Genomic DNA, 16402 nt, shown 5'->3' with positions numbered 1-16402 from the left:
GTATTTGCTAACCAGAAAGGAGGATGTAATGTTTAGAAAGGTAGCTCCATATATGGGAGAATACAAGAAATACACTATCAGAGCAGTAATTATGATGTGTATTGGTATTGTGGCAAAAGCAATGCCATATTTTTTTCTGTATCAGATTATTTCACCATTGACAAATGGGCAATCTATTAGTTTGGGGTATGTGATGTTGAGGGTGTTGGGGGTACTTTTATGTGAGATCATTTACTCTTTTGCCTATGTAAAAGGACTGATATTTTCACATATAAGTGCATACAATACCCTAAAAAATTTAAGAATATCTCTACAGGGGAAACTTGAAAAACAGTCTCTTGGAAATATTCAGAGCCTTGGTACAGGTCGTATAAAAAAGGTCTTTACAGAAGATATTGATATGATCGAGCTTTTACTTGCTCATGCGATTCCGGAAGGTATTGCAAATATCTCTATTCCGTTTGTAATCATCGTTCTTATGTTTGTGGTAGATTTCCGCTTAGGTTTGCTTTCATTTATTCCAATAATCATAGGAATATTTGCCATGGGTATGATGATGAAGCAGGGCACCTCAAAAATGGATGCCTACTATGAATCAGCTGCAGTTATGAATAACACAATTATTGAATATGTAAATGGGATGGAAGTTGTTAAGGTATTCAATAAGGATGGTGATTCTTATAAAAAATTTGGCGAAGTAGTAAAAAACTACAGAGATTTCACCCTTGCATGGTACAGAGCTTGTTGGCCATGGATGGCAATGTATTCCAGTGTTTTGCCATGTCTTGCACTTTTCGTTCTTCCGATAGGAGCATTTTGGGTTATCAGTGGAAGTCTTGCTTTAGATAAACTGATTTTAGTGCTTTGTATGTCTTTTGCAGTTGGACCGTCTTTTATGAAAGCTATGAATTTTGCAGGAAAGTTTCCACAGCTTAATTATAAAATCACAGAGCTGGAAAATCTTATGGACAGACCACCGCTTAAAGAGGGAACTTCAAAGTTTACTGGGGTGAATAGAGATGTTAAGTTCGAAAATGTTAGATTCGGTTATGGAGATAAAGAGATTCTACATGGTGTAAATCTCGAATTTAAGCAGGGAACAACAACCGCTCTTGTTGGAGAATCGGGAAGTGGAAAATCTACACTAGCTAAACTTTTAGTTCATTATTATGATTTGAATGACGGAAAAATCATGATTGGTGGACAGGATATCACAGATATGTCTCTTGAAGCACTCAATAATGAGGTCTCTTATGTTTCACAGGAGCAATTTTTATTTAATACAACTCTTTATGAAAATATTCTTATTGGAAAGCCTGATGCCACAAGAGAAGAGGTATTGGAAGCGGCAAATAGAGCACAGTGCGATGAATTTCTTAAGAGACTTCCAGACGGAATAGAGACAATGGCAGGAGATGGCGGAAAGCAACTGTCAGGAGGTGAACGCCAAAGAATTTCATTGGCCCGTGCGATTTTAAAGGATGCTCCGATTATTGTTTTGGACGAGGCCACGGCTTTTATGGATCCTGAAAATGAAGAAAAATTAAATGCAGCTATTGATGAGATCACAAAGAATAAAACGGTGCTTGTTATTGCTCACAGACTTTCCACTGTGAAAAATGCAGATAAGATTTGTGTGATAAAAGAGGGTAGGTGTATAGCAGCCAATAAACATGAGAAGCTTTTGGAAGAATGCCCAGAGTATAAGAAATTTTGGGATGCCTCTGTAAGTGCAAGCACATGGAAGATTAAGGGGGATGAAAAGGCATGCTAAAGATACTTCATAGAATTGTTTGTATGACAGGAAAATATAGTTCCAGAATCAGGGCTTCGTATATTACTTCTTTCATCAAGGGTATTATGATGAAGGCACCGTTGATATTAAGTTTTTTTGCTATCAGTCTGTTTATGAAGGGGCAAATGAATGAAAAGAAATGCCTTTATCTTGGAATTGGTCTTGTTCTGTGCATAGCAGTTGAAGCTGTTTTTGAGCACATAACGAATGTTCTTCAATCAGCAACAGGATATCAGGTGTTTGCTGATATGCGAATGAGACTTGGAGATCATCTCAGAAAACTTCCGATGGGATACTTTACAGAAGGAAATATTGGAAAAATAAGTGCAGTTTTATGCACAGACATGGTATTTATTGAAGAGTGTTGTATGGGTGTTTTATCGGAACTCGTGACTTTTATGATTTCACAGGGCTTGATGATACTCATGATGTTTGTAATGGATATACGCTTAGGTATTGCTGCATTGGCAGTCATTATCGCATTTGTAATTGTTGGAAATCTTATGATGAAAACTACGCTTGAGCATTCAAAAACGAAGCAAGAGGGAAGTGAATCGCTCACAGAAGAGGTTTTGGATTTTGCAGAAGGAATAGGCATTATCAAGTCATTTAATATGTTAGGGGAAAAATCCAAAAGTCTTTCCAATGAGTTTAATAAAAGTTGTAAGGAAAGTATTGGCTTTGAGGAAAATTATGGACCATGGGCGAGAGCATTATATCTTACCTACGGGATTGGCACATCATTTATGCTTGCTGTAGCAGGACTATTATATGCGAATGGAAAAATGACACCGGACTATATGATGGGAATGGTATTGTTTTTATTTGATATCTTTATTTCCATAGAGAGCTATTATGGACAAATTACAAGACTTACTGTAACAGCTGCATCTTTAGACAGAATAGAAGAAGTGTTTGAAGCAGAAGAACTTCATGATTCTGGTGATATTGCATTATCTAAAAATGTAAATAAAACACAAAATGATTTAGTTGTTGAGTATAGCGATGTAAGCTTTGGCTATACAGAAAAGAATGTGCTGAATCATATCTCATTTGACATGAAAAAGGGTGAAATGACTGCTCTGGTAGGGCCGTCAGGTGGTGGAAAATCTACAATAGCATCTCTTCTTGCAAGATTTTGGGACATCAAGGATGGAACGATTAAGGTTGATGGCAAGGATATAAAAAATATTTCATTGGGAAGTCTTATGGATAAAATCAGTATGGTGTTCCAGAGAGTTTATCTTTTCCAAGATACAATATACAACAATATCGCAATTGGCAGACCGAATGCTACAAGGGAAGAAGTGATTGAGGCAGCAAAGAAGGCAAGATGTTATGACCTTATCATGTCACTTCCTGAAGGGTTTGATACTGTAATCGGTGAAGGTGGAGCATCACTTTCTGGTGGAGAGAAGCAAAGAATTTCAATTGCCAGATGTATTCTGAAGGATTCACCAATCGTTATTTTAGATGAAGCAACAGCAAGTGTTGATGCAGATAATGAATGTGCTATACAAGAAGCGATTTCAGAATTGTGCAAGAATAAGACTCTTCTTGTCATTGCCCATAGATTAAAAACAATAAAGGATGCAGACCAGATACTTGTTATATCTGACGGAAGAATTATAGAGCGTGGAAATCACAATCAACTAATGGAAAAAGACGGCGTTTACGCACATATGGTCTCCGTGCAGGCATCTTAAAAAATGCAAAATATTGAATATAGTAGATTTGTCTTTATTAAGGGGAGTAGTGATGGGTTTGTTTGGTGGAAGCATTTTGATACCAGTTTCAATAATCTGTCTATTTGAATAAGATATGTGCAAATTCTTCGTTAACATAAGGTTTTCTTTGTAAAAACACAAATTGAGGCAGAATAATAAAAGTGTTATAATATATTTGGGATAGTGGTCCAAACCTTACAAAGTCATGAAAGGAAGTTTTCGCCTATGAAGCAGAAAAAAATGAATGCCTTATTGCGGGTGTTATTTATTGTCTTAATAATAGCAATATTTGGTGCTGCAATTCTTCAGATTTTTGCTCCGGAATATATGGGAAGATCTGCTGCATATGGTATTGCAAAAGGATGGCAGAGAGAAATTGGTATTGGAACGAACCATTTCGTACATTATCTACAGATGCAGAAATTTGTAAATTTGCTTGGTGCTGTGGAAAATTATCTTCTCGTTATTGGGTGGATTATCGGATGGCGAATAGAAGAGAAAAGACAAGCTTTATAAGATCAAGTCAATTTCTTTAAAATGATGTTGAGAAGAAAGTAGTATGGGGAGGGTTCAGGTTGAATACAAAGAATTTGCCACATTTTAAGTATAATCCGAATGTATATAAAAATGGAATGGTGGAATTTGGCAGTGGAATATGTCAATGTTGTGGAGAAAAGACAAATGCATATATACAGAATATTTATGCAATAGAGGATATTGATTGCATATGTATGAACTGTGTATCTTCTGGAAAAGCAGCACATAAGTTCAATGGAACATATATACAAGATGCAGATTGGATTGACAATCCCATTGCGACAGAAGAATTATACAAAAAAACGCCAGGATATATTAGCTGGCAGGGAGAGCATTGGGCTGCATGCTGTAATGATTATTGTGAATATATTGGAACAGTTGGAACAAAAGAGCTAGAAGAGCTAGGCATTACAGAGCAATTGTTTGATGAAGATGGTTCATTTGATGGGTATGATAATGCACGGCAATATCTAGTAAAAGACGGCAGTTTTTGTGGCTATTTATTTCAGTGTTTTCATTGTGGGAAGTATCATCTTCGTGTTGATGCCGATTAGTTATTATGGATATCAATGATATTTTAGAATAAAAGTATTTTGTGAAATAGAAAGGTGGATTATGACAGGCGAATTAAAAAATAAGATCGACGGATTATGGGAAGTATTCTGGACAGGAGGGATTACAAATCCTCTTGAAGTTGTGGAGCAGATGACCTATTTGATGTTTATCAGGGATATTGACAGTGCAGACAATATAAGAGCCAAAGAAGCAGCTATGCTGGGCTTGCCTTTTAAGAGCATTTTTGACGGTGAAGTAGAGATAGGGGAGCGCAAAGTAGAAGGCGAACAGTTGAAATGGTCTGTTTTCCACGATTTCCCTGCACAAAGAATGTATAACATAATGCAGGAATGGGTATTTCCTTTTATAAAGAATCTTCATGGCGATAAAAACAGTGCATACAGTAAATATATGAGAGATGCTATATTCAAAGTGAATACACCTTTAATGCTTTCAAAGATAGTAGACGCTATGGATGAAATCTACGCTATGATGGACAAGGTACAAAGCACGGATGTCAGAGGAGATGTATACGAGTATTTGCTTTCAAAAATTGCACAGTCAGGTGTAAACGGTCAGTTTAGAACACCAAGGCATATTATCAGAATGATGGTTGAGATGATGGATCCACAGCCGAATGATACAATATGTGATCCGGCATGCGGTACATCAGGATTTTTGGTTATCAGTGGTGAATACTTAAAGGAAAACTACAAAAAAGAAGTACTTATGGACAGGGAAAACAAAGAGCATTTTATGAACAATATGTTCTATGGATTTGATACAGACGGAATAATGCTTCGTATAGGAGCTATGAATATGATGACGCATGGCATTGAGAATCCCTGTATAGAGTACAGAGACAGTCTATCAGATCAAAATCCGGATAAGGACAAATATTCACTTATACTTGCAAATCCGCCATTTAAGGGCAGTTTGGATGCAGAAATAGTATCAACAGATCTCCTAAAAATATGTAAGACGAAAAAAACAGAGCTTTTGTTCTTGGCCCTCTTTATAAGAATGCTGAAAATAGGCGGAAGATGTGCTTGCATAGTACCTGACGGTGTACTTTTCGGTTCTTCCAATGCTCATAAAGCCATCAGAAAAGAACTGGTTGAAAACCAAAAACTTGAGGCAGTAATATCAATGCCATCAGGAGTATTTAAGCCATATGCAGGAGTGTCTACAGGTATACTTATCTTTACAAAGACCAACCATGGTGGAACAGATAATGTATGGTTCTATGATATGACAGCGGACGGTAAGAGTCTGGATGATAAGAGAACACCGATAGCAGATAATGATATACCTGATATCATAGCTCGCTTCAAGAACCTTGATGATGAAAAAGACAGAAAGCGAACAGATAAGTCATTTATGGTACCGAAGAGTGAAATCATAGAAAAAGATTATGACTTATCCATCAATAAATACAAGAAAGTGGAGTATGTTCCTGTAGAATATCCGCCAACATCAGAGATTTTGGATGAAATAGAGCGATTGAATGAGCAGATAATGGAAGAAACCAGAGTGTTGAGAGAATTATTGAAAGGGACCTCAAATTGAGGTTTGTGTGAGATGATAGATGAATAAAAGATGGGTGAAATTTCCGGAAGTCTTATTTTTTCAAGAAGGACCTGGTGTTAGGAATACACAGTACACTTCTGAAGGAGTAAAATTACTAAATGTTGCTAATTTAGTTAATGGAAAAGTAGATATATCTAATTCGGATAGATTTATTAGTAGAGATGAGGCATATGGTAAATATAAGCATTTTCTATGTGATAATGGAGATTTTATCGTTGCAAGTTCAGGTATTAAGGTTGAGTATATAGATAAGAAGATGGGATTTATTGATAAATCTATGTTACCACTATGTATGAACACTAGTACAATTAGATTTAAAGTTTTGAATAGTAAAGAACTTAATATTAGATATTTTATGTATTATTTAAAGTCAAGGCATTTTAAGCTACAGCTTGCCAAGCAGATTACAGGTTCTGCACAACTTAATTATGGACCAAGTCATTTAAAAGATATGTGCATACCAATAGTCGATATTTATATTCAAAATAATATAGTTGAGATATTGGATAAAATACAGAATATAATAGATACATACGAAGTCAAGATAGAAAAGTTAGATATTCTAGTCAAAGCCCGATTTGTGGAGATGTTTGGAGGGCGAGGGAAAGTAGTGCTATTAACAAATTATGTATGGTTTCAGGAAGGACCAGGTGTTAGATCAGTAGACTTTGCTGTAGAAGGAATAAATCTTTTAACAGGCTCAAATATTAACGATAATGAGCTTTCATTTGGATATAAGAGTGATAGGTTCATTTCTAATGAATTGGCTAATGGCAAGTATGCTCATTTTATGTGTGATAAGGATGATATATTGGTGGTTTCGTCTGCGATTGCACCAGAAAAATTTGATCAGAAAGTGGCTATTGTTGAAGAAGATAAGAAGTATTGTTTAAATACTGGTATAATAAGATTTAAGCCGAATAGAGAAGTCATGACACTGGGATATTTTAGAGAATTTCTAAAAACGGATTATTTTAAACATCAGGTTATGGCTGAAATGAGAGGAATTGCCCAGATGCATTTTGGACCTTCTCATTTGAAACAGATGACAATACTATTACCCGAGTCAATGGAACAGCAAATTGAGTTTGAAAAGTTTATTACACAAGTCAACAAATCAAAAGTTGAAGTGAAAAAGGCTCTGGATGAGGCACAGCTGTTATTTGATAGTCTCATGCAAAAGTATTTTGGATAGTGATAATGTTATTTCAGCAACAGTATAAATTGAATATAGATAGACATTTGGTTGGTGCAGGATGATGGTATATAAGGAGTATACTATCATGGAAGAAAAAATTGTAATCATACTAAATGAAATGTCAGAGTATTTATCTATTTCACAAATGAAAAAGCTTCAGGAGGTTATCTTGAAAGCTTTTTCTGATTGTGATGCAAGTAAGCAGGAAATATCAAATGAAGACTTTTTAAAACTCTTTTTAGATGCAAAGAAAGTGGAAGGATGTTCTGAAAGGACTATACAATATTATAAGGTAACTATAGAACATTTGCTAAAGAATAAGGAAACACCGGTAAGAAGGGTAAATACCGAGGAGATGAGGGAATACCTTTCAGACTATCAAAAGATAAATAATTGTAGCAATACTACTATTGACAATATAAGACGAAATATTTCAAGTTTCTTTTCTTGGCTTGAAGAGGAGGACTATATTCTAAAAAGTCCTATGAAGCGTATACATAAGATAAAGACCAAGACTGTGGTGAAGAGTGTTATTTCCGATGAGAGTATAGAAAGACTTAGAGATAACTGTACATCAAAAAGAGACAAGGCGATAATTGATCTATTATATTCCACAGGTATTAGAGTAGGTGAGCTTGTTAATTTAAATATCAGTGACATAGACTTGGAAGGGCGTGAGTGCGTAGTCTATGGCAAGGGAAATAAAGAGAGAAAAGTATATTTTGATGCCAAAGCAAAGGTACATCTTATTGATTACATTGAAAGTAGAGATGATGATAATGAGGCTCTTTTTGTAACTTTAGATGCACCACATGATAGATTGAAAATAAGTGGAGTCGAAATTAGATTGAGGGAGCTTGGTAGAAAACTGAATATTGAGAAAATCCATCCACATAAGTTTCGTAGAAGTATGGCAACTAGGGCGATAGATAAGGGGATGCCGATAGAACAAGTGCAAAAGATACTTGGCCATTCTCAAATAGATACTACGATGCAATATGCTATGGTAAACCAAAATAATGTAAAGAATTCCCATCAAAGGTATATTGCGTGAGATTTTTTTGCAACTTGAGGTTTGTGTGATAGTATAAATGATTTTAGAAGATATATGTGATGTATATTCTGGGTATGCAATAAAACAGTTTAATGAAGATAAGATAGGAGTTCCCGTAATAAAAATTGGAAATATACTTATGGATGGAACTATAGAATTGGAAGATTGCCAATACACAACAGAAAAAGTAAATCAAAAATACTATTCTGAATATCAAGATATTTATATAGCACTTTCAGGAGCTACTACTGGGAAAATAGGAATATTAAAAAGACAGGACAAGTTTATAGTAAATCAACGAGTAGGAATTGTTAGAAAAAAGGATAATAATATACCTATAGAGTTTATTAAATATTTTCTTTTCCATCATACAGATAGAATATTTAAAGAAGCAGCAGGTTGTGCTCAGCCAAATATTAGTCCTAAGCAAATTGGCAAATATAAGGTACCTATAATTGATGATAGTAGAATGAAATATGTTGTCGAAATACTTGATAGTTTGACAAGAATTATTAACAAAAGAAAAAGACAGTTGAACTATTTAGATGAACTTATTAAAGCCCGATTTGTAGAGATGTTTGTAAGTAAAAATTATCCAAGAGAAGAGTTAGATAACCTTTCATATGGTAAAGGAGAATATGGAGCGCAATCAGCATCCGTTGAATATAATTCAAGTAGACCTAGATATGTAAGAATTACAGACATTAAGGAAGACGGTTCACTAAATGATGATGTTGTTTGCTCTGCAAATGTTGAAGACGATAAATTATATAAGTTAAAGTATGGAGATTTTTGTTTTGCTCGAATGGGTGCAACAGTTGGGAAAACATATGCATATAGAGGTGGAAATCAAATATTTGCTGGATATTTGATTAGATATAAGTTGAACCTCAATAGGATTATTCCAGAGTATTTATATGAGTTTACAAGACTACATGAGTATAGAAACTGGGTATCGTTGAATCAAAGTGGCGCCGCCCAGCCGGGTATAAATGCAAAAAAATATGGTTCACTGAGGATACCAGTTGCACCATTGGAAGAGCAGAGAGTATTTGCTAAATTTGTTGAAGAAGTCAACAAATCAAAAGTTGTCTTCCACCATGTAGCCCAAATCCATATATACAAAACCTCAACTTTGCTGTAAAATAGTTATAGTTAACGAGTTTCTTAATATATAATTGAGTTTTAGATAATAAAACTTTAAGAATATCCCTATTTAGATGAAATATTCATTATTTTACATTCACTATTTTAATATCATTTATGAAAACTATGGGGAGGTTGGCTATGGGCAACTTTGACTATTTGAAAAAGGAAAAGAGGTTTGCGGCCTTTTCTGATGTTGCTATTTCGACAGAAAAACTTTTATATGATCCAGGACTATGTGTGGTAAATTGCCGTAGAGCTATGGAATTTGCTATCAAATGGATGTATTCGGTAGATGCTTCATTGACTAAACCATATCAGGACAATCTGGTTAGTTTGATGAACACGGAAGAATTCAGAAATATTATTGATGAAAATCTATTGAAGCGTATGAATTTTATACGCAAGATAGGTAATCAAGGTGCACATAATGCAAGGAAAATAACAGAGGAGCAGGCGATACTTTGTCTTGAGAATCTGCATATATTCTTTGATTTTTTGAGCTATTGTTATGCGGATAATTATGTTGAACAAAGATTTGATAAATCACTTCTGACAAAAGAGGTTAAGCCACAAAAGACAGGGGAAATTTCCGATATCGATTTAGATAAGTTGATCGCAGAGAATGCATCACTTAAGGCTTTACTTACAGAGCAGAGAAAAGAAAAAATTCAAAGCTATGTTGAAAAGCCATTGGAGCTTTCAGAGTATTCAACAAGAAAAATATATATTGACACTATGCTTGCAGATGCAGGATGGAGGGAAGGTTCTGATTGGTTAAATGAGGTAAAGATAAAGGGAGTACCTACAGATTCGGGCAATGGATTTGCAGACTATGTGCTCTATGATGATGCTCACAGACCACTTGCAATCGTAGAGGCAAAGCGTACATGTATGGATGTTGTATCTGGAAGAAGGCAGGCAAACAACTATGCTGATGCGATTGAGAAAGAAAGTGGAAGGCGACCTTGTGTTTTCCTTACCAATGGATTTGATACCAGAATAATCGATGGCGAATATCCTGAAAGAAAGGTAGCAAGTGTATATTCAAAAGAAGACTTAGAAAAGATGTTTAATCTAAGAAAAATGAAAACATCTCTTGAAAATGTCGTTGTAGATAAGAATATTGCGGGTCGATACTATCAGGAGGCGGCAATCAAGGCGGTATGTGATGCTTTCGATAAAAAACATCGCAGGAAAGCATTACTTGTGATGGCAACAGGTTCAGGAAAGACAAGAACGGTAATCGAGTTGTGTCATGTATTTCTTGATGCTGGATGGGTCAAGAATATCTTGTTCCTTGCTGACAGAACATCTTTGGTAATTCAGGCAAAGAGAGCTTTTAGAAATAATTATCCAGATTTATCGGTAACCAATCTTTGTGAAGAAAAGGATAATTATAATGCTCATTGTGTATTTTCAACCTATCAGACTATGATGAATTGTATAGATTCTGTGAAGGAAGAGGAAAGAAAAATATTTACATGTGGACATTTTGACCTTGTGATATGTGATGAAGCACATAGATCTATCTATAATAAGTACAAGAATATTTTTACCTATTTTGATGCTCCTCTTGTGGGGCTTACAGCTACGCCAAAGGATGATATTGATAAAAATACCTACGAAAGATTTGATCTGGAACAGGGAGTTCCAACCTATGGGTATGAGCTTTCACAGGCTGTAAAGGATGGATATTTGGTTGATTTTTTATCTGTTGAAACGAAGCTTAAGTTTATTGAGGAAGGAATTGTATATGAAGAGCTGTCAGATGAAGATAAGAGCATATATGAAAATACTTTCGAGACAGAGGACGGTGGTATACCTGAGTCAATAAGTTCATCTGCACTGAATAAATGGATATTCAACACCGATACTATTCGCAAAGTGCTTGATACATTTATGAAAAATGGAATCAAAATAGATTACGGACAAAAGATTGGAAAGAGTATTATCTTTGCAAAGAACCATGCACATGCGGAGAAGATCTTAGAGATTTTTAATAAGGAGTATCCACATTTAAATGGCTATGCACAGGTTATTGACAATAGGATTAAGTTTGCACAGAGTATTATAGATGATTTTTCAGATGCAAAGAAGTTGCCACAGATAGCTATTTCTGTAGACATGTTGGATACGGGTATTGATGTGCCTGAGGTTGTCAATCTTGTTTTCTTTAAGAAGGTAATGAGTTATGCGAAGTTTTGGCAGATGATAGGGCGTGGCACAAGACTATGTCCGGGGCTCATTGACGGCGTAGATAAGTCTAAATTTTATATCTTTGATTTTTGTGGAAACTTTGATTTCTTTAGAATCCATAAGGATCAGGGGAAAACTGTTGCCAATGATATTCCAATACAGACGGCCATCTTTAATTTGAAGTTTGAGATAGCCTATAGATTGCAGGATTTAGACTATCAGAGTGATGAGCTGAGAGCATTTAGAAAAAGACTTGTTGAAGAGATGGTGGCCAAGGTATCAGAGCTTTCAAGGGATAGCTTTGATGTAAAGCAACATTTAAAATTTGTGGAAGTATATTCTACGGAGGAAGGCTATAAGGCACTTACATTTGAAGATACGATGCTGATAAGAGAAGAACTTTCACCTCTTATTTTACCTGAAGATGATGAAATCAGTGCAGTGCGTTTTGATGCACTGATGTATGGCATTGAGCTTGCATGTCTTGCAGGCAAATCGTATAAGAGGTTTGTTGGTGACTTAAAGAAGAATGTAAAAAGCCTTGCAAGTCTTGCAAATATTACAGAAATAAATGAGCAAGCAAATCTTATCGAAGATATTTTACATACAGATTATATAAAGAGCTGTGGAGTCAATGAGTTTGAGATAATGAGAGAAAAACTCCGTGGACTGATGAAGTATATCCCAAGGGGAGGTATTCAATATGATACCAACTTCACTGATGACATTATTTCTATAGAGTGGAATGAGTCAGAACTGGAAAGTGATTCATTGAAAAATTATCGTGCAAAGGCTGAATATTATATCAGAGAGCATATGGATAATGAGGCAATAAAAAAGCTGAAATCAAATATTCCACTGAATAAAGAAGATATCAAGGAGCTTGAAAAAGTGCTTTGGTCAGAGCTTGGAACGAAAGAGGAGTATGAGCAGGAATATGGGCAAAAGCCTCTTGGCGAGCTGGTGAGAGAAATTGTCGGTCTTGATATGAATGCTGCAAAGGAAGCGTTTTCAGCATATCTTGAGAACAGTAACCTTGACAGCAGACAGATTTATTTTGTAAACCAAATTGTAGAGTATATCGTTCGCAATGGCGTGATGAAAGATTTATCCGTACTACAGGAAGCACCATTTACAGATCAAGGAAGTATAGTAGAAATATTTACAGACTTAGGTGTATGGGTAAATATCAAAAGTATTATTGATCGCATTAATGAGAATGCTGCTGCGTAGTAATAGAAGTTCTCAGTACAGAGTAAAAGAGAATATCACTATAATATTTTTTGTGAGGTTGCATGATGAGAAAGATACTGATTGTTATAGATATGCAAAATGATTTTATCGACGGGAGTCTTGGTACTAAGGAGGCCGTGGGTATTGTCGAAGCGGTTAAGACAAAAATCTTAGGGTACGATAAAAAAGATAGATTTGCAACGATGGACACACATAAGGAAAATTATCTTAATACACAGGAAGGCAAAAATCTTCCAGTATCACATTGTATAGAAAATACGGTAGGTTGGGAGCTGAATGAAAAAATAGCTCCACTTATCGATCCTAAGAATATCTTTAAAAAGCCTACCTTTGGAAGCGTAGATCTGGCTAATAAGATTGCAGAGATAGCCAAAAAAGAAGAGATAGAAATAGAGTTAGTCGGACTTTGTACAGATATATGTGTGGTTTCCAATGCTTTGCTGTTGAAGGCATTTTTGCCTGAGACAAGGATAAGTGTAGATGCTGCTTGCTGTGCAGGTGTGACTATAGAAAAACATAATGCTGCACTTGAAACTCTAAGAAGTTGCCAGATCGATGTAGAATAATATATCTAAGATTGACAGCGTAAAGGTTCAACCAAGTTCAATAGAATAGTCCTACATTTAAGTTTTATTTTTTACTTGTTTGTAGGACTTTTTTAGGTTCACGGATTCTTTATAGAATACCAAGTTTTTTAAAGTATTTACATAGAAAATATTTACTTTGAATTTAAATTGCGATATAATTTTTGTTACCAAAATAGTAACGAAAATAAAGGAGACAAATGATTAAGTTTGGGAATGAAGATACTGTATAAGAGTGAAACTGCAAAGAAGCAGTTTTGTTCTGAGTACAAGAAAAAATGGCGCTATCCTGAGCAAGTAAAAAAGAAACTTGAATCTGCAGAAAACTTTATATTTAATGCAGAGTCTTTATTGGATATTGCTAATTACCCTCCATTTCACTTTGAACATTTAAAAGGTGATAGAAAAGATGAATGGAGCATACGATTAGGTAATACAGGATATAGAGTTACAATGATTCCCTGTGATAACGATGGAAAAGAGATAACAGAAGGAGACATTTTAGCTCGATGTAAAACAATTAAAATTGTGAAGGTAACGGAGGTGTCGAACCATTATGAGTAATGTAAATAAATACAAAGATATAGTGGCATTTCACCCTGGATATTATATTGCAGATATTATTGAAGATATGAATATTAGTCAGGCTGAGTTTGCCACAAGAATGGGAACAACAGCAAAGACATTAAGCCAATTAATTAATGGGCAGGCTAATATATCCAACGACTTAGCTAAAAAGCTTTCTGTAATGCTTGGAACAAGTGTAGATGTTTGGCAGAATTTACAGAATACTTATGATCAAAAGCTGATTGAGATACAACAGAGTAAGGATTTTGATGCACAGGCAGAACTTGTGAAAGAGATAGACTATAAATATTTTGTTGATGTAATTGGTTTACCAATGACAAGAAGTATAAAAGGTAAAGTGGCAAACCTATGTAAGTTTTTAAAGGTTGCAGATTTAAGAATCATGTTGAAACCGGATTTTTTGGTGAATTTTAGATCAAGTTCATCTTGCAATAGAGAGAGGCAAATTATTAATTCCAGAGCGTGGATTCAAACAGCGATGAATCTCTCAAAAAATATTGAGACTAAGCCTTATAATGCAGAAAAGTTAAAAGGGTATTTGCCAGAGCTTAGAGGTATGACGGTTAAGGAACCGAAAGTATTCTTGCCAAGAATGAATGAAATCTTTTCTGAATGTGGTATCGCATTTATTTTATTACCGCATTTAAAAAATTCAGGAGTGAATGGAGCTGTTAAGTGGGTAACAGAGGATAGAGTGGTGCTTGCAATGAATAATCGAGGATTGGATGCAGACAAGTTTTGGTTTTCATTATTCCATGAAATCAAACATGTGCTTCAGCAGAAAATTAAAATGGTATTTATTAGTAGTACAGTTGAAGAAATGATAGATATTGATAACTATCTTGAAATAGAAGCAGATAAGTTTGCAACGAACTATTTGATTTCATCTGCGGATTATAAAAGATTTGCTCCATCTAGATATACTTCTGATGACGAAATAGTTGAATTTGCCAAAACAATAGGAATTCATCCGGGAATTGTAGTCGGAAGATTGCAGCATGATGGAATCCTTGCACAGAACAGATGCTCAAAGTTAAAAGAAAAGTATGTGATTAAAATAAAGCATACTGTGTAAAATAAATAGAGTATGTTTACTTGATTCTTTGAGATCTGGGGGATAACCCATTAATGATATTTATTTCTTTAGAAGTTTAGGGATTAGGGAAAATTCGTTGGGAAAAATTTTCTAATACTTATATCTAAGCTCTTTAAAACGCTGTGAGCAGTTTATCCCACCTACATAGTTGGGGGGATGAATTGTGATTCGCACGGCGTTTTTTGACTTTGTAAGGAGGTTGGAGACGCTCATGAGCATATGCAATTGGATACAAAAAACGATCTTTGCCACATATAAAGAATGGCATATGAAAAGCCCCATATACGATAGAAATGGATTTCATATTGTCGGAATTGACAATTCGCTAAAAGCAATGCATGATGGATATATCACTTATACAGAGCTAATCCCTTCCTATGCAGTAAAGGGATGTACATCGATGAAAGCCATCGTCGGGAAAAGTAAAGATCGTGTAGATTTATATTTGACAATAAAGGGCAAAAAATATGTTATTTCTGATTTAAGCTATGGCGATGTACTAAAGATAATGAGAGCATTTGTGAGAAAGGAAGTTCTTCCCGATGAAAAGACCTATACTGAAGTTATAGGAAATGATAATGAAATTGTAAAATCTGCTTTTGAGGAATTGTCGAAGATTCTGCTTGCAGATTCCAAAACAACGCAAAAATTCCTAAAAAAGCACAAGCATGAAAGCATGGAAGACATGGATCATGTATGGGAAGAACTTTGTGAGGAATTATTGAGGAAAGAAAAGGCGATAGAGCTTGATTGGAAAGAAAGAAAAGATGAGTTTATTTCTGCTGTAAATAAATTAAGTGCCAAATTAAATCTTGATGTAGATGAGAAAATACTGAGTGACAAAGAAGACATCCCAAGATGGGGGAAGGCGATCAATGCACAGTGGGATGGTTATGTTTTGTCTGAAATGGATATGGAGAGTGACAGTTATGTGTTACTGATACTTCGCGAGGAAAATTTTGTGAGAGCAAAAAAACTGGCTAAGGTGACTTTGCATAGAATAGCAGCGATTGAAGAGATGTAAAAATAGGGATGGTAGTATCATTCAAAATCATGTGATAAGATTCACTAAACCATAA

13 protein-coding genes are annotated in these 16402 nt (G+C 35.1%); all 13 read left to right on the top strand.

Going from position 1 to position 16402, the window contains the following annotated elements:
- Nucleotides 1-28: 28 nt before the first annotated feature.
- Nucleotides 29-1774, top strand: coding sequence for an ABC transporter ATP-binding protein (locus tag J5A74_02705; protein ID QUI96264.1), 1746 nt, complete (start codon nucleotides 29-31; stop codon nucleotides 1772-1774).
- A complete protein-coding gene (locus tag J5A74_02700; GenBank protein QUI96263.1) occupies nucleotides 1768-3501 on the top strand; it encodes an ABC transporter ATP-binding protein in 1734 nt (577 codons plus the stop codon). The genes J5A74_02705 and J5A74_02700 overlap by 7 nt, the downstream gene beginning before the upstream one ends.
- 246 nt (nucleotides 3502-3747) lie before the next feature.
- Nucleotides 3748-4038 (top strand): hypothetical protein, encoded by a 291-nt coding sequence (locus J5A74_02695; protein ID QUI96262.1) that lies wholly within the window; start codon nucleotides 3748-3750, stop codon nucleotides 4036-4038.
- A 59-nt stretch (nucleotides 4039-4097) separates the two neighbouring features.
- On the top strand, nucleotides 4098-4613 hold the full coding sequence (locus J5A74_02690) for a CbrC family protein (protein QUI96261.1): 516 nt from the start codon (nucleotides 4098-4100) through the stop codon (nucleotides 4611-4613).
- Between the two features lie 58 nt (nucleotides 4614-4671).
- Nucleotides 4672-6183, top strand: coding sequence for an SAM-dependent DNA methyltransferase (locus J5A74_02685; GenBank protein QUI96801.1), 1512 nt, complete (start codon nucleotides 4672-4674; stop codon nucleotides 6181-6183).
- A 19-nt stretch (nucleotides 6184-6202) separates the two neighbouring features.
- A complete protein-coding gene (locus J5A74_02680) occupies nucleotides 6203-7399 on the top strand; it encodes a restriction endonuclease subunit S (GenBank protein QUI96260.1) in 1197 nt (398 codons plus the stop codon).
- Between the two features lie 88 nt (nucleotides 7400-7487).
- The gene (locus J5A74_02675; GenBank protein QUI96259.1) at nucleotides 7488-8456 is read left to right on the top strand and encodes a tyrosine-type recombinase/integrase; all 969 of its coding nucleotides are present in this window, start codon (nucleotides 7488-7490) and stop codon (nucleotides 8454-8456) included.
- 37 nt (nucleotides 8457-8493) lie between these two features.
- On the top strand, nucleotides 8494-9600 hold the full coding sequence (locus tag J5A74_02670) for a restriction endonuclease subunit S (GenBank protein ID QUI96258.1): 1107 nt from the start codon (nucleotides 8494-8496) through the stop codon (nucleotides 9598-9600).
- A 143-nt stretch (nucleotides 9601-9743) separates the two neighbouring features.
- A complete protein-coding gene (locus J5A74_02665; protein ID QUI96257.1) occupies nucleotides 9744-13034 on the top strand; it encodes a DEAD/DEAH box helicase family protein in 3291 nt (1096 codons plus the stop codon).
- Between the two features lie 65 nt (nucleotides 13035-13099).
- A complete protein-coding gene (locus J5A74_02660; GenBank protein ID QUI96800.1) occupies nucleotides 13100-13621 on the top strand; it encodes a cysteine hydrolase in 522 nt (173 codons plus the stop codon).
- A 234-nt stretch (nucleotides 13622-13855) separates the two neighbouring features.
- Nucleotides 13856-14203 carry a type II toxin-antitoxin system RelE/ParE family toxin gene (locus tag J5A74_02655; GenBank protein QUI96799.1) on the top strand — a complete coding sequence of 116 codons (348 nt, stop codon included), beginning with the start codon at nucleotides 13856-13858 and terminating at the stop codon, nucleotides 14201-14203.
- On the top strand, nucleotides 14196-15302 hold the full coding sequence (locus J5A74_02650) for a HigA family addiction module antidote protein (protein QUI96256.1): 1107 nt from the start codon (nucleotides 14196-14198) through the stop codon (nucleotides 15300-15302). Before J5A74_02655 ends, J5A74_02650 begins: the two co-directional genes overlap by 8 nt.
- A gap of 232 nt (nucleotides 15303-15534) precedes the next feature.
- Nucleotides 15535-16347 (top strand): hypothetical protein, encoded by an 813-nt coding sequence (locus J5A74_02645; protein ID QUI96255.1) that lies wholly within the window; start codon nucleotides 15535-15537, stop codon nucleotides 16345-16347.
- The last annotated feature ends 55 nt before the right edge of the window (nucleotides 16348-16402 follow it).

Source organism: Lachnospiraceae bacterium oral taxon 096 (assembly GCA_018141845.1).
Lineage (GTDB): Bacteria > Bacillota > Clostridia > Lachnospirales > Lachnospiraceae > F0428.
Note: the sequence above shows the minus strand (reverse complement) of the source record. Positions and strands in the feature narration are given on the sequence as shown.

Coding starts and splice junctions, on each gene's coding strand:
- J5A74_02700 (QUI96263.1), top strand. CDS start 1,768: ATGCTAAAGATACTTCATAGAATTGTTTGTATGACAGGAAAATATAGT.
- J5A74_02675 (QUI96259.1), top strand. CDS start 7,488: ATGGAAGAAAAAATTGTAATCATACTAAATGAAATGTCAGAGTATTTA.
- J5A74_02660 (QUI96800.1), top strand. CDS start 13,100: ATGAGAAAGATACTGATTGTTATAGATATGCAAAATGATTTTATCGAC.
- J5A74_02680 (QUI96260.1), top strand. CDS start 6,203: ATGAATAAAAGATGGGTGAAATTTCCGGAAGTCTTATTTTTTCAAGAA.
- J5A74_02670 (QUI96258.1), top strand. CDS start 8,494: ATGATTTTAGAAGATATATGTGATGTATATTCTGGGTATGCAATAAAA.
- J5A74_02705 (QUI96264.1), top strand. CDS start 29: ATGTTTAGAAAGGTAGCTCCATATATGGGAGAATACAAGAAATACACT.
- J5A74_02655 (QUI96799.1), top strand. CDS start 13,856: ATGAAGATACTGTATAAGAGTGAAACTGCAAAGAAGCAGTTTTGTTCT.
- J5A74_02645 (QUI96255.1), top strand. CDS start 15,535: ATGAGCATATGCAATTGGATACAAAAAACGATCTTTGCCACATATAAA.
- J5A74_02695 (QUI96262.1), top strand. CDS start 3,748: ATGAAGCAGAAAAAAATGAATGCCTTATTGCGGGTGTTATTTATTGTC.
- J5A74_02665 (QUI96257.1), top strand. CDS start 9,744: ATGGGCAACTTTGACTATTTGAAAAAGGAAAAGAGGTTTGCGGCCTTT.
- J5A74_02650 (QUI96256.1), top strand. CDS start 14,196: ATGAGTAATGTAAATAAATACAAAGATATAGTGGCATTTCACCCTGGA.